The organism is Kitasatospora sp. NPDC001660 (genome assembly GCF_053596725.1).
On sequence record NZ_JBSFGU010000022.1, the window covers coordinates 1 to 17941 of the forward strand.

At 73.6% G+C, this 17941-nt stretch carries 19 protein-coding genes and 2 pseudogenes; 13 read left to right on the forward strand and 8 right to left on the reverse strand.

The features are described from left to right. The 3 genes and pseudogenes from ACWCXH_RS23020 to ACWCXH_RS23030 form a co-directional block, all read right to left on the reverse strand. Positions 1-185: pseudogene (locus ACWCXH_RS23020) on the reverse strand (electron transfer flavoprotein subunit beta); the annotation flags it as partial. Between the two features lie 196 nt (positions 186-381). Next, complete coding sequence (locus ACWCXH_RS23025) at positions 382-1257, reverse strand: family 1 encapsulin nanocompartment shell protein (RefSeq protein WP_449803329.1); 876 nt, start codon at positions 1255-1257, stop codon at positions 382-384. Positions 1258-1273: 16 nt separating this feature from the next. Next, positions 1274-2281, reverse strand: a complete 1008-nt coding sequence (locus tag ACWCXH_RS23030; RefSeq protein WP_449803330.1) for a Dyp-type peroxidase — start codon at positions 2279-2281, stop codon at positions 1274-1276. Positions 2282-2506: 225 nt separating this feature from the next. Here ACWCXH_RS23030 and ACWCXH_RS23035 point away from each other — a divergent pair, with 225 nt between their 5' ends. After that, a complete protein-coding gene (locus ACWCXH_RS23035; protein WP_449803331.1) occupies positions 2507-3268 on the forward strand; it encodes a PP2C family protein-serine/threonine phosphatase in 762 nt (253 codons plus the stop codon). 62 nt (positions 3269-3330) lie between these two features. Here ACWCXH_RS23035 and ACWCXH_RS23040 read toward each other — a convergent pair whose 3' ends face one another. Next, entirely contained in the window at positions 3331-3897 is a 567-nt protein-coding gene (locus tag ACWCXH_RS23040; protein ID WP_449803332.1) for a DoxX family protein, read from the reverse strand. A gap of 312 nt (positions 3898-4209) precedes the next feature. On the opposite strand from ACWCXH_RS23040, the gene ACWCXH_RS23045 reads away from it, so the two are divergent. Further along, positions 4210-4689 (forward strand): hemerythrin domain-containing protein, encoded by a 480-nt coding sequence (locus ACWCXH_RS23045; protein WP_449803333.1) that lies wholly within the window; start codon positions 4210-4212, stop codon positions 4687-4689. On the opposite strand, the gene ACWCXH_RS23050 is transcribed toward ACWCXH_RS23045, so the two are convergent. Continuing rightward, positions 4673-5461 (reverse strand): VOC family protein, encoded by a 789-nt coding sequence (locus ACWCXH_RS23050; protein ID WP_449803334.1) that lies wholly within the window; start codon positions 5459-5461, stop codon positions 4673-4675. The two genes, ACWCXH_RS23045 and ACWCXH_RS23050, sit on opposite strands and share 17 nt — an antisense overlap. 520 nt (positions 5462-5981) lie before the next feature. Here ACWCXH_RS23050 and ACWCXH_RS23055 point away from each other — a divergent pair. From ACWCXH_RS23055 to ACWCXH_RS23070, 4 genes are all read left to right on the forward strand, one after another. Then, positions 5982-6659, forward strand: coding sequence for a TetR/AcrR family transcriptional regulator (locus tag ACWCXH_RS23055; protein WP_449803335.1), 678 nt, complete (start codon positions 5982-5984; stop codon positions 6657-6659). Positions 6660-6827: 168 nt separating this feature from the next. Continuing rightward, positions 6828-8357, forward strand: a complete 1530-nt coding sequence (locus ACWCXH_RS23060) for an MFS transporter (RefSeq protein WP_449803336.1) — start codon at positions 6828-6830, stop codon at positions 8355-8357. Between the two features lie 213 nt (positions 8358-8570). Further along, on the forward strand, positions 8571-10181 hold the full coding sequence (qcrB, locus tag ACWCXH_RS23065) for a cytochrome bc1 complex cytochrome b subunit (protein ID WP_449803337.1): 1611 nt from the start codon (positions 8571-8573) through the stop codon (positions 10179-10181). A 36-nt stretch (positions 10182-10217) separates the two neighbouring features. Continuing rightward, positions 10218-10658, forward strand: a complete 441-nt coding sequence (locus ACWCXH_RS23070; protein WP_449803338.1) for a PPOX class F420-dependent oxidoreductase — start codon at positions 10218-10220, stop codon at positions 10656-10658. Between the two features lie 130 nt (positions 10659-10788). Here ACWCXH_RS23070 and ACWCXH_RS23075 read toward each other — a convergent pair whose 3' ends face one another. Then, on the reverse strand, positions 10789-10998 hold the full coding sequence (locus tag ACWCXH_RS23075; RefSeq protein ID WP_449803339.1) for a hypothetical protein: 210 nt from the start codon (positions 10996-10998) through the stop codon (positions 10789-10791). Continuing rightward, the gene (locus ACWCXH_RS23080) at positions 10995-11264 is read right to left on the reverse strand and encodes a DUF1876 domain-containing protein (protein ID WP_449803340.1); all 270 of its coding nucleotides are present in this window, start codon (positions 11262-11264) and stop codon (positions 10995-10997) included. The genes ACWCXH_RS23075 and ACWCXH_RS23080 overlap by 4 nt, the downstream gene beginning before the upstream one ends. A gap of 390 nt (positions 11265-11654) precedes the next feature. Between ACWCXH_RS23080 and ACWCXH_RS23085 the strand changes: the two genes are divergently transcribed. Next, on the forward strand, positions 11655-11942 hold the full coding sequence (locus tag ACWCXH_RS23085) for a hypothetical protein (protein WP_449803341.1): 288 nt from the start codon (positions 11655-11657) through the stop codon (positions 11940-11942). 718 nt (positions 11943-12660) lie between these two features. Next, positions 12661-13104: a thioredoxin family protein gene (locus ACWCXH_RS23090; protein WP_449803342.1), complete on the forward strand. Its 444-nt coding sequence runs from the start codon at positions 12661-12663 to the stop codon at positions 13102-13104. A 54-nt stretch (positions 13105-13158) separates the two neighbouring features. Here ACWCXH_RS23090 and ACWCXH_RS23095 read toward each other — a convergent pair. Beyond that, positions 13159-13509, reverse strand: a pseudogene (locus tag ACWCXH_RS23095) (transcriptional regulator); the annotation flags it as partial. Between the two features lie 61 nt (positions 13510-13570). Here ACWCXH_RS23095 and ACWCXH_RS23100 point away from each other — a divergent pair. The 5 genes from ACWCXH_RS23100 to ACWCXH_RS23120 all read left to right on the forward strand — a co-directional run bounded on the left by ACWCXH_RS23100 (position 13571) and on the right by ACWCXH_RS23120 (position 17927). Beyond that, entirely contained in the window at positions 13571-13747 is a 177-nt protein-coding gene (locus tag ACWCXH_RS23100; protein WP_449803343.1) for a hypothetical protein, read from the forward strand. A 153-nt stretch (positions 13748-13900) separates the two neighbouring features. Beyond that, positions 13901-14371: an OsmC family protein gene (locus ACWCXH_RS23105; protein WP_449803344.1), complete on the forward strand. Its 471-nt coding sequence runs from the start codon at positions 13901-13903 to the stop codon at positions 14369-14371. Next, positions 14368-15810, forward strand: coding sequence for a dihydrolipoyl dehydrogenase family protein (locus ACWCXH_RS23110; protein WP_449803345.1), 1443 nt, complete (start codon positions 14368-14370; stop codon positions 15808-15810). The genes ACWCXH_RS23105 and ACWCXH_RS23110 overlap by 4 nt, the downstream gene beginning before the upstream one ends. A 148-nt stretch (positions 15811-15958) precedes the next feature. Continuing rightward, positions 15959-17053 carry a WD40/YVTN/BNR-like repeat-containing protein gene (locus ACWCXH_RS23115; RefSeq protein WP_449803346.1) on the forward strand — a complete coding sequence of 365 codons (1095 nt, stop codon included), beginning with the start codon at positions 15959-15961 and terminating at the stop codon, positions 17051-17053. Positions 17054-17141: 88 nt separating this feature from the next. Beyond that, on the forward strand, positions 17142-17927 hold the full coding sequence (locus tag ACWCXH_RS23120; protein WP_449803347.1) for a GNAT family N-acetyltransferase: 786 nt from the start codon (positions 17142-17144) through the stop codon (positions 17925-17927). The last annotated feature ends 14 nt before the right edge of the window (positions 17928-17941 follow it).

The following is a 17941-nucleotide window of genomic DNA, read 5'->3' on the forward strand; positions in this document are numbered from 1 at the left end:
AGCACCGTGACCTCGGCGCCCTCGTTCGCCTCCGCGATCCGCAGCGCCTGCTCCACGCCGTACTCGTCCAGCTCCGACAGGAGGCCGTCCACGCCGTCCCGGTCGGTGGTGTGGTCGTCCGCGAAGCGGCGGTCGCCCGTCGCGTCCGGCACGTACTTCACGCAGACGACGATCCTCAAGCTCATGAGCGGTTCTCCTGTCACGGGTGCACTGGATCCATGGCCTCAGGTCATGCCGAGGGTACTGAGTGCCAATCCCGGCCCGGCCGCGCCGTGCGCGCCGCAAGCGCCACCTGGACCGGTATGCCGTGTCGGCTCTCTTCGACTGGCGTCAGAGGCTCCGATGAGAGAATACGGCACTCAGTACCCCTCGTAAAGGAACTCAGTACCCTTCCCGGTGTCCGGGGGGCCGCGGGCCGCCCTCCGGCGTCGAACCTTCCGGCGCCGAACCTTCGGGTGCCGGACTGCCCAGGGCGACGGCCGCCTCCCCGGTGTGCACGCGGAAGGTGAGCGACTCCTGCAGGTACAGCCGCACCGAGTCGGCGTCGTGGGAGAGGTAGCCGACGGAGACGTCCTGGCCGAGGACCAGTTCGAAGTCGCCGCCGCGGGTGGAGAGCAGGAAGGCGCCCTCGATGGCGGGGGCCCAGATGATGTCGCCGTCCAGGAGCCGGGCGAGGTGGTTGTGGACCGGGTAGCCGTGGTCGCTGGTCTCGTTGACGGCGGTGAAGGCGTCCGCGCCGAGGAGGAGCGAGTACGGGCCGCCGACGCCCGCGAGGCGCAGGACGCTGAGGGCGCGGCTGACGGCGTTGGGATAGTCGCGGACGTCGTCGGGGAGCGGGACGGGCGGGTTCGTGGAGGCCGCGCGGATGCCCTCGATGGCGGCGGCCCGGTAGCCCTCGAAGACGGCGCGGTCCTCGGCGAGGGCGAGGGTGCGGGCGGCGTCCTTGACCGGCTGCCAGTCGCAGTCGCGGGCGCCGCGCTCGACGTCGTCGACGGCGTCGCGCGCGACGGTGAAGGGGACGCGGAGCTCGACCACCGGCCGGGCCTCGCGGGCGTGGGCCCCGACGCCGTCGGCGGGCGGGTCGATGCCGGTGAGGTGGCCGGTGCCGACGGCTGCGAGGCCGGCGCCCTCGGGGCCGTGCAGGTCGACGACACGGCGGCCGGCGATGTGCAGCAGGTACGTCTGGCGGGCCTCCTCCTCGATCTCCGCCCAGGCGGCGGCGGAGACGGGGGCGAGGTCCCGGTGCAGGTTGTCCATGGTGCGAAGGTCCTTGTCAGGAGGTCCGCTTGAGGCCGCCGATGCCGAGCGAGCCGTCCCCCGGGGCGGCGGGCGGCACGGGCAGCGGGGGCGGCGGGGGCGGCGGGGCGTCGAGGAAGTCGGCGGTCGGGACGAAGTAGAGCGAGCCGGTGACGGCGGTGGAGAAGTCGAGCAGCCGGTCGGTGGTGCCGGGCGGGCGGCCGACGAACATGTTGCGCAGCATCTCCTCCGTCACCTCGGGGGTGCGCGAGTAGCCGATGAAGTACGTGCCGTACTCGCCGCCGCGCTCGAAGGAGCCGAAGGGCATGTTGAAGCGGACGATCTGCCGCTCCTCGCCGTCCGGCCCGGTGACGACGGTGAGCGCGATGTGCGCGTCGGCGGGCTTGGCCGCGTCGTCGAGCTCGATGTCGCCGAGCTTGGTGCGGCCGACCGCCCGCTCCTGTTCCTCGACGCCGGCGGCGTTCCACCCGTCGAGGTCGTGCAGGTACTTCTGGACGACGACGTAGCTGCCGCCGGCGAAGTCCGGGTCCTCGTCGCCGACCAGCGCGGCGGTCTCGGCGGCGCGGCCCTCGGGGTTCTCGGTGCCGTCGACGAAGCCGAGCAGGTCCCGGTCGTCGAAGTACTGGAAGCCCTGGACGGAGTCGACGACGGTGGCGGCGCCGACGAGGCGGTCGGTGAGCCGGGCCGCGAGTTCGAAGCAGAGGTCCATCCGCCCGGCGCGCACGTGCAGCAGGAGGTCGCCGGGGGTGGCCGGGGCCCGGTGGCGGGCGCCGGCCACCTCGCGGAACGGGTGCAGTCCAGCCGGCCTGGGGCCGGCGAAGAGCCGGTCCCAGGCCTCCGAGCCGATGCCGGTGACGCAGGTCAGGCCACCCTCGGGGGCACGGAAGCCGACCGAGTGGCGCAGCCCGGCGAGGTCCGGCAGCAGGTCGCGCACGGTGTTCTCGCCGCCCGGTTCGACGGTGAGGACCAGGAAGACGGCCGCGCTGGTCAGCGGGGACAGGACGGCTTGCGGCTCGGGCTGCACGGTCGGTTCCCTCCGGAGTGCGTCAGGAGGAGCGGCGGAAACCTGATCAGCGAAACGTGATCATTCGTACGATTACACCGCAGAGCGGGCGGATCGGCGCGGGAAGCGCACCAGAGGGGCGCGGGAAGCGCACCAGAGGTGCGACTCCCGGCTGCTTCCGGCTGCCACCCGCGGAGGGCGGCGCCGACAATGGGATGAGAAGAGCTCCCGAAGGGCGGCGAGCCGATGGCGCCGTACATCGCGGTGAGCGCGCTGAGCCACGAGGGCCTGGTGCGCGAGCACAACGAGGACAGCCTCACGGTCGGACCGTGGACGCTCTGCGCCACGGTGACCACCAACCCGCAGACCCTGCTCTTCCCGCTCGGCCCGCCCTGCGTCGTCGCGGTCACCGACGGCCTCGGCGGCCACCCCGGCGGCGAGGTGGCCAGCGCCCTGGTGGCCCGCCGACTCGCCGCGGACGGCCCCGGGCTGGACGGCGAGGAGGCCGTCCGCGAGGAGCTCCAGGACTGCAACCTCGCGGTGTACGCGGCCGCCGCCGAGCAGCCGGAGCTGGCCGCGATGGGCACGACGGTGGCCGGCCTGGTGCTGCTGCCCGGACAGACGGTGGCCTTCAACATCGGCGACAGCCGGGTCTACCGGATCACCGCGGACGGGCTGCGCCGGGTGAGCGTGGACGACAGCCCGCCGCTGCCGCCCGGCCGGCGCACCACCTCGGTGGTCACCCAGACACTGGGCGGCTCGCTCGGCCTGACCTTCGTCGAACCCCACGTGCGCACGACCCCGCTCGCCGCCGGCGACCGCTACCTCGTGTGCAGCGACGGACTCACCGACCCGGTGCCCGAGGACGATCTCGCCGAACTGCTCGCCCGGCCGTACGAGGGGTCGGACCGGTCGGACGGCAAGGCGGCGTTCGAACTGTGGAAGGCCGCGATCGAGGCCGGCGGACCGGACAACATCACGCTGGCGCTGGTGCGGATCGACGAGTGACGCCAACGCCGGCGCCGTGGCGGCGGTTCGCCGCCACGGCTCCGGCGCAGGGGAGTCGGTGACTACTTGCGGAGCAGCAGGATCACGCCCGCGGTCGCCAGGCCGACCACGACGGCGGCCGCGCCGTACGCCAGGCGGTGCGCCCGGACCACCGGCAGGAAGCGGTCCACGGCGTAGCGGCCGGGGCCGGTCAGGGCGAGCGCGGCGGCGCCGGCCGTGAGCAGCAGCTCGTACTCGTCGCCCTTCGGCGCGAAGAAGCCGCCGCCCCAGGTGACGGCGATCGCGTTGACCATCGTGCCGACGATCGCGGCGCCGGCCAGCGGGGTGAGCAGGCCGATCGCGAGCGCGAGGCCGCCCATCGTCTCGGTGAGGCCCGCGACGACGGCCATGGCGTTGCCCGCCGGGTAGCCGCTGGCGGTGAAGAACTGACCGGTGCCGTCGATCCCGCCGCCGCCGAACCAGCCGAACAGCTTCTGGCTGCCGTGCGCGGCCATGGTCAGGCCGAGCACGAGGCGCAGGAGCAGGAGCCCGGCGTCGTAGGCGTGCGGGGAGGTCTCCGCCGGGCCGGGGGTCGCCCGGCCCGGGCGGACAGTGGTGGGGGCGGTCGTGCTCGGGCTGCTGCTCGGCATGCGCGTCTCCATCGGTGGGGGGTCGGTCGCGGGGGTGCGGTGTGGTGATGCGGCCGCGCTCGGGCACCCCGCTTTAGTTCAAATTTGAACCGGCCGCTCCTTGACCGTACCTTGAAGTTCGAATGTGAACAACCGGCGCCCGCTCACCGTCCGCCTGTCGTTCGGGGACGTCTCCGGGCACTGCCACCCGGGCCGGCTCACCACCGACGTCGTGATCAAGGGGCGCTGACCCACGGCTTCGCCGAGCGCGTCAGCCGATGCCGGACACTGGAGGGAGCGGGGGACGTTTTCCGTGCGAGAGGCGGGCATGCCATGAGCCGCAGGCCGGACATCCTCGGCGAGTTCACCGCCGACCACCGGGCGGTCGCCGACCTGCTCACCCGGATCGAGTCGGCGCCCGGTGGCACCGCCGAGCGCACCGATCTGCTGGTGAAGCTCACCGACCTGCTGTTCACCCACTGCGCCGCCGAGGAGGAGCACCTCTTCCCGGTCGTCCAGCACGACGTGCCGGACGGCGGGGCGCTGGTCTTCAGCAGCATCCACGACCACCTGGCGATCGGGCAGTACCTGTCCGACCTCCAGGGACTCTCCCCCGCCGACCCGGCCTTCGCCGCCCTCCTCGGCGGGCTCGCCGACACCGTCCGGCGGCACCACACGGCCGAGGAGAAGAAGCTGTTCCCCGCCGCCCGCAAGGCCCTGCCCGCCGCGGCCCGCGCGGCGCTCGGCGACCGGCTGCGGGCCGACCGCGAGGAGATCGCCGAGGCGGGCCCGCCGGCTAGCCCTTCGGACTGATCACCGCGAACCGGCCGCCCTCCGGGTCCTGGAGGCGCGCCACCCGCCCGTACGGGGAGTCGAAGGCGGGCCCGAGCGCCGAACCGCCCAGCCGCTCGGCCAGCGCGACCGCCCGGTCGGTGTCCGCGACGGAGAACGACACCTCCCAGTGCGGCGGCAGCCCCGCCGGGCCGCCCGCCTGCTCCTTCGCGAGCGCCGCGACGCTGTGGCCCTCCGCGCGCAGCACCACCCGGTCGTGCTCCCAGCGCACGTCGAACCGCTCCGGGTCGCGGCCGTCCCAGCGGAACACCTCGCCGTAGAACAGGGCCGCCGCGAACGGGTCCGGGGTGCGCAGCTCGATCCAGACCGGGGCGCCCGGCAGGTCCAGGCGCCGGGCCCGGCCCAGCATGCCCTCCCAGATGCCGAACGCGGCGCCGGCCGGGTCCGCCGCGAAGGCGATCCGCCCGACGTCGAAGGTGAGCGGCCCGACGGCGAGGGTGGCCCCGCGCTCACGCACCGCGTCGGCGGCGGCGTCGGCGCTCTCCGTCCCGAAGTAGCTGGTCCACGCGACCGGCATCGCCCAGCCGCCACCCGCGACACCCAGGCCGGCCACCGTCTCACCGCCGGCCACCGCGTGCGCGTAGGGGCCGAAACGGTCCGGCCCGGGCTCGAACTCCCAGCCCAGCAGCGGACCGTAGAACGCCTTCGCGCCCTCCAGGTCCCGGGCCGTCAGGCTCACCCAGCACGGAACGGCCTCCACGCAGCGCACCCGGGCGGTCTCACCGCTGCCCATCGCGGACCTCCTCGCCACCACCCGGCCGCCGGGCCCCTCCCGACTCCCACGACCCACCGGCCGCCCGGGACGCCCACAGCCTAGGCCGACGGGCGTATCCGGCCATGGCAGGCACGGCCGGGTTCAGCGCACCCAGTTCTTGAGCGGCTCGGTGTCCTCGGAGATCGCGGCCATGGGCCTTCCTCCTCCGCCTCGGGCATCCCCCGGTACAACGAGCACAGTGGCTACGGGCCATCTCGGTTCCGCCGATAGCGCCCGCCGGGCGCATGCGGGGTGGCGACGGTTTCTTCGGATTCGCAGCCACCGAGGGCGAGTTCGCCGCGGAAGGTGAGAATCATGCCGTGCTCGTTCGCGTCGGTGTGGGGCGCGTGGAGCGCGATCCCGCCCCGGCCGGCACCATCGAGGAGATGTGACGCAGGTCACGCGGGGCGGCGAAATATCCGGGGATGGAATCCCCGTTTGCTCCTTCGTAGGCAGAAGCGGGGAAAAGTTCCCCGGTATCCTGTGAGGAGCAGTCGCCATGACCACCGCCGTCACCAAGCCGGCCCGTTCCGTGGAGGCCGTCCGCACGCCCAAGCTGCGCGCCGACGCGACGCGGAACCGGGAGCGGATCGTGCTGGCGGCCCGTGACGCGTTCGTCGAGCACGGCGCGGACGTGCCGCTGGACGAGATCGCGAAGCGGGCGGGGGTCGGCAACGCCACGCTGTACCGGAACTTCCCGGACCGCGCGTCGCTGATCCTGGCCGTGACACTGCTCGTCAAGAGCCGCATCCTGGCCCTCGCCGAGACGGCGACGGCCGAGGCGGACGGCGGCACCAGCCCGTTCGACGCGCTCCAGCGGTTCGCGCACGCGACCGTCGAGGAGAAGGTCGGCGCGCTGTGCATGGTGTTCGGCACCCGGGTCGACCCGTTCGACCCGGACGTGGTCGAGATCCGCGAGCGGCTGCACGCCGCCGTGGGCGGTCTGCTGGAGCGGGCCGACGCGGCGGGCGAGCTGCGGTCGGGCGTCGGCCAGGGCGACCTGTTCGTCGCGATGAGCCAGCTGTCCCGCCCGCTGCCCAACACGTCCTGCCGGATGCTCGACGACTTCGTGCACCGGCACCTGCAGCTGTTCCTGGACGGCCTGCGGGCGCCCGCCCGCTCGGTCCTGCCGGGCCGGCCCGCGACCTTCGAGGACTTCCAGGCCGCCCACCACTGATCCGTTCCGACCTCCGACCGACCACCCACCACCGACCGACCACCGACCGACCGGAACCCCAGGCCGCCGCGGCCTGATCCCGGCACGCCCGCGTACGGCGACAACTCCTGGATTCCGTACGCCAGTTGACCTTTCACGCCCCGCACGCACCGCGAAGTGAGTACCGCCATGCCCGAAACCGACGCCCGCCCGGCCACGCTGCCCGATCCCCGGCGCTGGAAGGCGCTGATCTTCATCGGCCTCGCCCAGCTGATGGTCGTCCTCGACGCGACCATCGTGAACATCGCCCTGCCGTCCGCCCAGCGCGACCTCGGCATCTCCGACGGCAACCGCCAGTGGGTGATCACCGCCTACGCGCTGGCCTTCGGCGGCCTCCTGCTGTTCGGCGGCCGGATCGCCGACCTGTGGGGCCGCAAGCGCACCTTCATCGTCGGCCTGACCGGCTTCGCCCTCGCCTCCGCGCTCGGCGGCGCCGCGGCCGACACCGCGATGCTGCTCGGCGCCCGCGCCCTCCAGGGCGTGTTCGGCGCGCTGCTCGCGCCCGCCGCGCTGTCCCTGCTCGCGGTGACCTTCACCGAGGCCAAGGAGCGCGCCAAGGCCTTCGGCATCTACGGCGCGATCGCCGGTGGCGGTGGCGCCATCGGTCTGATCCTCGGCGGCCTGCTGACCGAGTACATGAACTGGCGCTGGACCTTCTTCGTCAACATCCCGTTCGCCATCATCGCCGCCGCCGGCGCCGTCCTGGTGATCCGCGAGCCCAGCGAGGGCCGCAACCGCAACCGTCTGGACGTCCCGGGCGTGCTGCTCGTGACCACCGGCCTGGTCTCCCTGGTCTACGGCTTCACCCGCGCCGAGACGAACGGCTGGACGGCCGGCAGCACGCTGGGCCTGTTCGTCGCCGCCGCCCTGCTGCTGACCGCGTTCGTCCTGGTCGAGCGCAAGGTCAAGGCCCCGCTGCTGCCGCTGCGCGTGGTGCTCGACCGCAACCGCGGCGGGGTGTACCTGTCGCTCGGCATGGCCGTGATCGGCATGTTCGGCCTGTTCCTGTTCCTGACCTACTACCTGCAGATCGTGCTCGGCTACAGCCCGGTCCTGACCGGCGTCGCGTTCCTGCCGATGGTGGCGGGCATGATCACCGGCTCGACCCAGATCGGCGCCCGGCTGATGACCCGGGTCCCGGCGCGCTTCCTGATGGCGCCCGGCTTCCTGATCGCCTCGATCGGCATGCTGGTCCTGACCCAGATCGGCCTGGACTCCTCCTACCCGGTCCACATCCTGCCCGGCCTGATCCTGATGGGCCTCGGCATGGGCACCGCGTTCATGCCGGCCATGAGCCTCGCCACGCACGGCGTCCAGCCGCGCGACGCGGGCGTGGCCTCGGCCATGGTCAACACCTCGCAGCAGGTCGGCGGCGCGATCGGCACCGCGCTGCTGAACACCATCGCGGCCAGCGCCACCACCACCTGGCTGGCCTCGCACGCGACCGCCGCCGCGGCGACCGACCCCGCCGCCGCGAAGGTGCTGCAGTTCCAGGGCATGGTGCACGGCTTCTCGACCGCGATCTGGGTGTCCTTCGGGATCCTGGTGGCGGCCGCGACCGTGGCGTTCACCTTCGTCAACGCCGGCCGCCCCGGCGCGGTGGCCGGTTCGACCGCCGCCGCCCAGGAGGGCAACGAGGTGCCGGTGCTGGTGCACTGACCCCTCGCGGGCGAACTTCGGGTGCGCGTACGCGGCCCGTCCGGTGTCTCACGGCACCGGGCGGGCCGCTCGCCGTTTCGGCGGGCCGCTCGCCGTTCTCGCGCGACCGGCGGTGACCCCCGAGTAGATACGGGGAGCACTCCCCGATTATGGTGGGCCCCGGTTCGAAATGGGGAACAATCCCCGTTTCCGTTCGACTGAGGTGCGTGGACCATGACCCGGAATCAGAGCCCAGGACGGGCGCAGCGCGCCGCCGACCGGGCGGACGGCCGGCTGGGGATCTACACCCTGGCCAGGGCCAACCTGCGCAAGATCTTCCCGGACCACTGGTCCTTCATGCTGGGCGAGATCTGCCTGTACACCTTCCTGATCATCATCCTGACGGGTGTCTGGCTGACCCTGTTCTTCAAGCCGAGCATGGGCGAGGTGGTTTATGCCGGCTCGTACGTCCCGCTCAAGGGCGTGCCCATGTCGGAGGCCTACGCCTCGACCGTGGGCATCAGCTTCGAGGTGCGCGGCGGCCTGCTGATCCGGCAGATCCACCACTGGGCGGCGATCGTCTTCGTCGCCGCGATGTTCGTGCACATGATGCGGGTGTTCTTCACCGGCGCGTTCCGCAAGCCCCGCGAGATCAACTGGGTGTTCGGCTTCCTGCTGCTCTTCCTCGGCATGCTGGACGGCTTCTTCGGCTACTCGCTGCCGGACGACCTGCTGTCGGGCACCGGCATCCGGTTCATCGAGGGCGTGGTGCTGGCCGTGCCACTGGTGGGCACGTACGTCCAGATGTTCCTGTTCGGCGGGGAGTTCCCGGGGCACGACATCATCCCGCGGTTCTTCACCATCCACGTGCTGCTGATCCCCGGCATCATGCTGGGGCTGCTGGTGGCCCACCTGATCCTGGTCTTCTACCACAAGCACACCCAGTGGGCCGGGCCCGGACGGACGGAGAAGAACGTCGTCGGCATGCCGCTGATGCCGGTGTACATGGCCAAGGCCGGCGGGTTCCTCTTCCTCGTGTTCGGCATCATCGCGCTGGTGTCGGCGATCGCAACCGTCAACCCGATCTGGGCGTACGGCCCGTACCGCCCCGACCAGGTGTCGACCGACGCCCAGCCGGACTGGTACATGGGCTTCGCCGAGGGCCTGATCCGCGTCATGCCCGGCTGGGAGATCGGGCTCCGGGGCCACACCCTCAACCTCGGGGTGCTCATCCCGTTCACGCTCTTCCCGCTCGTCCTGGGCGCGATCGCCGGCTACCCGTTCGTCGAGAGCTGGGTGACGAACGACGAGCGCGAGCACCACCTGCTGGACCGGCCGCGCAACGCGCCCGTCCGCACGGCGCTCGGCGCGGCGTGGATCAGCGTCTACCTGGTGATGCTCGCGGGCGGCGGGAACGACCTGGTCGCCACCCACCTGCACCTGTCGCTCAACGCCATCACGTACGCCGTCCGGATCGGCTTCTTCGTCGCGCCGGTGATCACCTTCGTGGTGACCAAGCGCTGGTGCCTCGGCCTCCAGCGCCGGGACCGGGACAAGGTGCTGCACGGCCGCGAGACCGGGATCATCCGGCGCCTGCCGCACGGCGAGTTCACCGAGGTGCACGCCGGGCTCGCACCCGCCGAACTGCACCGGCTCACCGCGCACGAGCAGCCGCGCCCCCTCGAAGCGCCGGCCGCGATCGACGAGAATGGAGTCGCCCGCCCGGCGGGTGCGCTCGCCCGCACCCGTGCGAGGCTGTCCCGTGGGTTCCACGGCGAGCACGCGCAGATCGCCAAGCCCACCGCCGACGAGTACCACGAGATTTCCGAGGGCCACGGACACTGATCCGGCTCCGACCCCCCACGCCAGAGGGAGGACATCGTGCATGACCGTACCGAGCAGCTCGCCGACGCCAGATACCTCCTGCTCACCACCTTCGGCGACGACGGCAGCCGGCTGGAGTCGCAGATCTGGGTGGTCGCCGACGGTCCGGCGCTCGGGATCTGGACCCCGGCCCACTCGGGCGAGGCCGAACGGATCCGGCGCCACCCCAAGGTGCTGATCAGCCCCTGCGACACCCACGGGCGCCCGACCGGCCGCCGGCTCCCGGCCCGGGCGCGGGTCTGCGACGCGGACGCGACCGCGCGCTACCGCACCTCGCTGATCAACAAGTACGGCCTGACGGCCCTGATCGCGCTGGCCCGCAGCCGGTTCCGGGTCGGGTTGGCGGGGACGGTCGGGATCCGGATCACGATCGACGAGCTGGAGCAGCGGCTGGTCGGGCCAGAGTGGCGACTGCCGACGACGTACTGCCCGAACTGACACCGGACTGGACCGGGCCCAACTCGGGCCGAACCGGACCGGGTCGAGCCGGGCCGACGCGCCGGGGACCGACACGGTCCCCGGCGTTCGGCGTCAACTCTTCTTGGCCCAGCCCCGGTTCAGTCCCAGATCAGTCCCCGTCGTCCGGCGCCCGGGCCAGGTCCCCGGGCTCGCACGCCTCCCGGCCGGTCCCCACGTGCACGACCCTGACCACCCGCTCCGGACCGCCGGGCACCACCCGCTGCTCGTGGCCGCAGCGCGGGCAGATCAGCGGGATGCGCGGCCCGTGCTGTTCCCACGCGCCCTCCCGGGCGCCCGGACCGCCGCCGGGGCCGGTCACGTCAGCGGGTGGGTCGGGACGGGGCTGACCTCCTGGATCTCGGCGTGAGCCTTGGTGAGGAGCTGCGAGACGAGGTCGTTGAGCGCGCGGGCCCCGGCGATCTCCTCGCCGACCCGCAACTGTTCCGGGTCCGAAGGGTGGCGGCTGCTGTTGCCGTGGGCTCGCAGTTCGGTCCCGTCGGCCAGCCGGAGCAGGGCGGCGGCGGTCGTCCGCGGGCCCTCCTCGCGGAACTCCATCTCGATGTGCCAACCGACCAGAGTCTGCATGGCGGATCACCTCCATCGGTTACTCCTCCAGAGTGCGCCGCACCCGGCATCCGCACCAGGGCAGCAGGGGCCGGGGTGGGGCCAGGGCGGGACGGATGGCAAGTTGAACGCGTTCGAGTCGCCGGCGTGGAGTCGCATCGGCGATCGGTTTGAACGTGTTCAAGGGGGTGCGACGGTTGTCCGGCATGCTGTCCGGCGCGCTGCCGGCGAGATGGGGCCGGGCACGACCGAGCTGGTCCGGACGATCCGGTCGCCGCCTTCCTGCTCGGGCTGCTCACCAACCCGCACCCGTACGCCCCTGGCGGCTTCCGCGTCACCGACACCGCCACCGGTGTCGTCTTCGACCCGGGTTGCTGCAACGGCCTCGAAGAGTGGCGCGAGTGGCTGGAGGTGCTCGACAGCGAGGGCACCGGCGGGTTCGGCCATGGCCCGCCCCGGCTGGCCCAACGCCTCGACGACGTCGTCCGGTTGACCGTCGACATGGACCTCAAGAAGGACAGCCCGGTCATCGAGTTGCCCTCGGAGGAGCTGCGCGCTCTGGTCGTGCGCGCCGAGCTGGACCTGCGCAACTTCGTCGACCTGGCCGGGCGTTGGGCCGAACAGCAGCTGCCGGAGCACGCCGCCAGCATCGCCGCCGCACTCGGCCGGGTGCCCGACCCGCCGGTCGAGGACGAGTAGAGTGGCGAGCTTCCTGACCCACCGGGCTCTCGTGCACGATGCCCAACTCCCCATCCACCGACGGCTCGTGTCCCTGCGCACCTGTCTGACGCGCTTCGCGCCGTACGGATTCCGGGCGACGTACCACCACCTCACGCTCAGTGCCCGGATCCCCCGGCGGCCGCAGGCGGACCCGGACGCGCTCGTCCGGGCCGTCGAGGAGCTGCACGACGCACGGGTGCTGTGGCCCGCGCGGGCGCAGGAGTACGCGACGCAGCGCCGGGCGGAGAAGCGGGCCGGGCGCCGGGCCGGGCCTGCCCCGCGGCCGTGGTGGCTGCGGAGCCACCCGGGAGCGCCGGAGGACGCCTGGCACCAGGACCCGTTCCGTCACCCGGCGCTGCGGCTGCCCGACTACGTCCGCCGGCAGAACGCGCGCCTGGCCCGGGATCTGGCGGCGCGCACACATGACCGCCGAGGGCACGCCGAACCCGCACTGGCCGCAACGGGCTTGAGCAGGCTTGAGCACGGTGTGCCGGGACGGAGACGAGCACGGTGCCGGCGCCCCGGGCGCGCACCTCGAAGTGGTCGGTGTCCCCCGGCTGGAGCACCGTGCCGCCAGTGGTCTGCAGCGCGTCCCGGTCGCCGTCCGGCTCGGCGCAGCCACCCGCCGGGACGCTCCACGTGGTGATCGTCCGGCGCTCCCCGGGAGACCGGCGGAATAGCCCGTGCCGGCGGGCCGTTGTCGCGGGCGCATGGTCCGAACCGCCGCCTCCGGAAGGGAAGGAATCGCGAGATGAGCAACACGGTCGAGCTGACCAAGGAGAACTTCGACGAGATCGTCCCCGGCCCGGAGGGCAAGGACTTCGTCTTCATCGACTTCTGGGCCGGGTGGTGCGGACCGTGCCGCCAGTTCGCCCCGGTGTACGAGAAGGCCGCCGAGCGCCACCAGGACCTCGTGTTCGCCAAGGTGGACACCGAGGCGCAGCAGGAGCTCGCGTCCGCGTTCGGGATCCAGTCGATCCCGACGCTGGCGATCATCCGCGAGGGCGTGCTCGTCTTCTCGCAGGCCGGCGCGCTGCCGGAGGCGGTGTTCGAGGACCTGATCGGCCAGGCGCGGAAGCTGGACATGGCCGAGGTGAAGCGCAAGGTCGCGCAGGAGCAGGCGGCCGGCGGCCAGGCGTGATCGCCGGCTGATCAGCCGTCCAGCGGGCCCGTGGAGTGGGCCTCCCCGGGCGAAGATAAGGCCGTACGGGTCGAACTCCCGCTCGCTGGGCCGGTCCTCGCGGTCCCGGTGGCCGAGGAGCGCCCGGCGCCGGCGGTGGGCCGCGTCGGCCAGGGTGAACAGTGCGGCGGCCGCCGGACTCGGCCCGGCGTCGGGCGCGGCGGTCAGGCCGAGGGTCCGCTCGACGGCGTCGATCCGCTCGCGCAGGGCGGGCGGCAGCACCCGCCGGATCTTCGCGAGCGCCGTCTCGGCGGCCCGCTGCCGATGCCATCCTGGGCCGCCATCGCGGAGCACGGCGCGAGCACGGAGGGTCTGGAGGAGACGGTGCTCGCCCGGATCGGCGCGCGGACCACCCCGGCACCCCACCGGCGCCTACCGGGACCGGATCCGGCTCACCGGCGCCGGGGCCGCGCTGCCGCAGGCGCTGGTGGCCTGCTCGTTCCCCCTCGCCCGGGTGCACGCGATGATCGAGGCCGGCCACCCGTGGTTCGCCGGGCTGAACGGGCCGAACTGGGAGCTGTGCGAACTGCCCACCGGGCACTGGCCGATGTTCTCCCACCCGGCCGACACGGCGGCGCAGCTGGCCGAACTCGCGGCGCTCTGACCGGCGTCCACGCCACACCCCGGCCGCCCGCCGTCCGCGTGTTCGCCTGCGCGGACGGCGGACGGCGGCGGAGGATGGGCACGGCGCCGGGCACGTGGCCCGGGCCCGTGCCCGGCGTGGAGGCCGGACCCGAAAGGAGAGCGAGCCCCACCCATGAGCGAGCAGGCCGCCGACACCACCGCCGGGCCAAAGTTCAAGCGGGTCACCACAGCACTCGTCACCGGGAGCGCCGCCGACGCGCCGTACCACGTGGACGTCAAGGCCGGCACCCACCCGCTGACCGCCGACGAGCCGGTGCGGCGCGGCGGTTCGGACAGCGGGCCGGAGCCGTTCGCGCCGCTGCTCGCCTCGCTCGGCTCGTGCACCGCGATCACCCTGCGGACGTACGCCGATCGCGAGGAGTGGCCGCTGGAGGCGGTCCGGGTCAGGCTCGGGTACGGGACGGGTACGGGGACGAACACCGGGACTAACGGAGTGGGCGCACGGATCACGCGCCGGGTCGCACTCTCCGGGGCGCTCGACGAGGCGCAGCGCGCCCGGCTGCTGAACATCTGCGACCGCACGCCCGTCACGCCGGCTCTGCAAGCCGGGGTGACCATCGAGACGACGGAGGAACGCGCATGACGACCACACCCGAAGAGTTCGACGTCATCGTGCTGGGGGCCGGGCCGACCGGCGAGAACGTGGCCGACCGGACCGTCGCGGCCGGCCTGCGCACGGTGATCGTCGAGGCCGAACTGGTCGGCGGCGAGTGCTCGTACTGGGCCTGCATGCCGAGCAAGGCGCTGCTGCGTCCGGCGGCCGCGCTGACCGACGCCCGCGCGGTGGCCGGCTCGCGCGAGGCGGTCGGCGCCGGGCGGCTCGACCCGGTCGCGGTGCTGGCCCGGCGGGACTCCTTCGCCTCGCACTGGCGGGACGACGGCCAGGTGCAGTGGCTGCGCGACACCGGCGTCGAGCTGGTGCGCGGCCACGGCCGGCTGGCCGGCGTGCGGACCGTCACGGTCGAGGCGGAGGACGGCGGCGAGCGGGTGCTGACCGCCCGGCACGCCGTCGCCGTGTGCACCGGCAGCCGCCCGGTGCTGCCGGCCGGGGTGCCGGGGCTGGCGAAGGCCCGGCCGTGGACCAACCGGGAGGCCACCGGGGCGCAGGCCGTCCCAGGGCGGCTGGCGGTGGTCGGCGGCGGGGTGGTCGGCGTGGAGATGGCGACGGCGTGGCGGGCGCTCGGCGCGGAGGTCGTGCTGCTGGTGCGCGGCGACGGGCTGCTGCCGCGGATGGAGCCGTTCGCGGGCGAGCTCGTCGCCGAGGGCCTGCGCGAGGCCGGGGTGGACGTCCGGTTCGGGGTGGAGGTCACGGCGCTGGAGCGGGCGGACGGCTCCGGGCCGGTCCTCCTGACCCTCTCGAACGGGGAGCCGCTGAGCGCCGACGACGTGCTGTACGCGACCGGCCGGGCCCCGCGCACCGCCGACATCGGCCTGGAGCAGGTCGGGCTGCAGCCGGGCGGCTGGCTGGAGGTGGACGACAGCTGCACGGTGCTCGGCGTGCCCGGAGAGTGGCTCTACGCCGCCGGGGACGTCAACCACCGGGCGCTGCTCACCCACCAGGGCAAGTACCAGGCGCGGATCACCGGTGCGGCCATCGCGGCCCGCGCTCAGGGGCGTGCGCTGGACACCTCGCGCTGGGGCGCGCACGCCGCGTCGGCCGACAGCGCGGGCGCGCCGCAGGTGGTCTTCACGCAACCGGAGGTCGCCGCCGTCGGCCTGACCCTGGCGGCGGCCGAGCAGGCCGGGCTGCGGGTCAAGGCCGTCGACCATGACCTCGGCGCCGTCGCCGGGGCCTCGCTGTACGGCGACGGCTACCGCGGCCGGGCCCGGGTGGTCTTCGACCTGGAGCGCCAAGTGCTGGTCGGCGCCTGCCTGGTCGGTCCGGCGGTCGCCGAACTGCTGCACTCGGCGACCGTCGCGGTGGTCGGCGAGGTGCCGATCGACCGGCTCTGGCACGCCGTGCCCGCCTACCCCACGATCAGCGAGGTGTGGCTGCGGCTCCTGGAGGGCTGCCGGGGCTGACCGCCCGCCGGAACCGAACGTCCGCCCCGGTCACCGGCGCGACTCCGCGCGACTCCGGCGCGGCGAGATGTGACCTTGGGTGGACGGCGGGAGACTGGCAGTCGGGGGACGTCCCGGGGGGCGGTTTCTCGTGACCAGGTGGTGTGGCATGACCGAGGTGCTGTTGGCCGTCGGAACCGAGAAGGGCCTCTTTCTCGGCCGCAGCCGCGACCGGCTGAACTGGGAGTTCAGCGGGCCGCACTTCCGGATGAACGCGATCTACTCCGTCTCCGTCGACCGCCGCGAGGGCCGCGCCCGGCTGCTGGTCGGCGCCGACAGCAGCCACTGGGGCCCGTCGGTCTGGCGCTCCGACGACCTCGGCACCACCTGGTACGAGCCCCCGAAGCCCGCGATCCGCTTCCCGGAGGACACCGGTGCCTCGCTCACGCGGGTCTGGCAGCTCCAGCCCGCCGGGCCCGAGGCCCCTGGCGTCGTGTACGCGGGCACCGAACCGGCCGCGCTGTTCCGCTCCGAGGACGGCGGCGAGACCTTCGCCCTCGTCGAGGCGCTGTGGAACCACCCGCAGCGCTCCCAGTGGGGCGCCGGCTACGGCGGCCAGGGCCTGCACACCATCCTCACCGACCCGCGCGACCCGCAGCGGCTCCTGGTCGCCGTCTCCAGTGGCGGCGTCTACCGCAGCAAGGACGGCGGTGACAGCTGGGAACCGTCCAACACCGGCCTGCGCGCCGAGTTCTTCCCCGTGGAGAGCCAGTACCCCGAGTTCGGCCAGTGCGTCCACAAGATCGCCCCGGACCCGGTCCACCCCGACCGCCTCTACCTGCAGAACCACGGCGGCGTCTACCGCAGCGATGACTGGGGCGGCAGCTGGCGGCCGATCGTCGACGGGCTGCCCGCCGAGTTCGGCTTCGCCATCGCCGCGCACCCGCGGCGCGGCGACACCGCCTACCTGTTCCCGCTCGGCGGCGCCGACGACCGCATCCCGCCCGGCCGCCGCTGTCGCGTCTTCCGCACCGAGGACGCCGGCGACAGCTGGCAGCCGCTCGCCAACGGCCTGCCGGGCGAGGACCACTACGGCATCGTGCTGCGCGACGCCCTGCGCACCGACGACGCCGACCCGGCCGGCATCTACTTCGGCAACCGGACCGGCGACGTGTACGGCAGCCACGACGAGGGCGAGAACTGGACGCTGCTCAAGTCGCACCTGCCCGACGTACTGTGCGTCCGCGCGGCCGTGATCTCCTGACGATCCGTCCTTCGGAGATCCGGTTGCCCCGAGGAGCCGATCTCGCCGAGCATGGGCGGGACGCGAACGATCCGACGACGGGGCAGGCGTGGCGCAGACGGACTGGGTGATCGGGCGGACCTCCGACGGGGTGCCGGTGGTGCGGTACCGGCGGGGCGAGCGGGAGGGGCGCCCCTGGGCCGACCTGCTCGAAGTCCTCGACGGCGGCGGCCCGGCGACGACGCGGGTGGACCCGGCGGACTTCGTCCGCACCGAGTTGCGCGGGTGGGTGGTCTCCGGATCCGCCGAGCTCGGGCGGCAGTTGCTGGACCGGGGCGCCACCGTGCTGCGGCACGCCCACACCCTCCGGCGCGACCTGGTCGCCGACCCGCCGCCCGCCGACTGGGCGGGCGCGCCGCTGCGCGGCGGCCTGCGGGCCGCACCCTGCGACCGCGCGCCCGAGGAGCTGTTCGAGGCCTGGCGGGCCGCCTTCGGCCCCGGCCACGTGGACCGCTTCGCGGGCGACGACCGGCAGGCGCTGGCCGAGCGGCTCGTCCCGCTGCTCGCCGGCCGGGCCATCGGGCCCGTGCTGCCCTCCAGCCTGCTCGCCGTGGACGCCGACGACCGGGTGGCGGGCGGCGCCGTGCTCACCGACCGGGGTGGCGTGCCCTGGGTGGCCGAAGTCTTCCGCCACCCCGAGCACGGCTACCCCGGCCTCGGCGCCGACCTGCTGCGCCGGGCGGTCGCGGGCACCGCCGAACGCGGGCTCACCGAGGTGCAGTTGACGGTGACCGAGGGCAACCCGGCCCGCCGGGTGTACGAGCGGCTCGGCTTCACCCTGGCGCAGACAGCGCTGACCGTGCTCGTGCCGGACGACGCCCCGGCGGCCGACTGATCGAACGGGCCCCG

What these genes read in the sequence shown, in the direction of transcription:
- ACWCXH_RS23035 (WP_449803331.1), top strand. Translation starts at nt 2,507, where the DNA reads ATGGCGCCGTACATCGCGGTGAGCGCGCTGAGCCACGAGGGCCTGGTG.
- ACWCXH_RS23060 (WP_449803336.1), top strand. Translation starts at nt 6,828, where the DNA reads ATGCCCGAAACCGACGCCCGCCCGGCCACGCTGCCCGATCCCCGGCGC.
- ACWCXH_RS23055 (WP_449803335.1), top strand. Translation starts at nt 5,982, where the DNA reads ATGACCACCGCCGTCACCAAGCCGGCCCGTTCCGTGGAGGCCGTCCGC.
- ACWCXH_RS23115 (WP_449803346.1), top strand. Translation starts at nt 15,959, where the DNA reads ATGACCGAGGTGCTGTTGGCCGTCGGAACCGAGAAGGGCCTCTTTCTC.
- ACWCXH_RS23025 (WP_449803329.1), bottom strand. Translation starts at nt 1,257, where the DNA reads ATGGACAACCTGCACCGGGACCTCGCCCCCGTCTCCGCCGCCGCCTGG.
- ACWCXH_RS23045 (WP_449803333.1), top strand. Translation starts at nt 4,210, where the DNA reads ATGAGCCGCAGGCCGGACATCCTCGGCGAGTTCACCGCCGACCACCGG.
- qcrB (WP_449803337.1), top strand. Translation starts at nt 8,571, where the DNA reads ATGACCCGGAATCAGAGCCCAGGACGGGCGCAGCGCGCCGCCGACCGG.
- ACWCXH_RS23040 (WP_449803332.1), bottom strand. Translation starts at nt 3,897, where the DNA reads ATGCCGAGCAGCAGCCCGAGCACGACCGCCCCCACCACTGTCCGCCCG.
- ACWCXH_RS23050 (WP_449803334.1), bottom strand. Translation starts at nt 5,461, where the DNA reads ATGGGCAGCGGTGAGACCGCCCGGGTGCGCTGCGTGGAGGCCGTTCCG.
- ACWCXH_RS23105 (WP_449803344.1), top strand. Translation starts at nt 13,901, where the DNA reads ATGAGCGAGCAGGCCGCCGACACCACCGCCGGGCCAAAGTTCAAGCGG.
- ACWCXH_RS23080 (WP_449803340.1), bottom strand. Translation starts at nt 11,264, where the DNA reads ATGCAGACTCTGGTCGGTTGGCACATCGAGATGGAGTTCCGCGAGGAG.
- ACWCXH_RS23110 (WP_449803345.1), top strand. Translation starts at nt 14,368, where the DNA reads ATGACGACCACACCCGAAGAGTTCGACGTCATCGTGCTGGGGGCCGGG.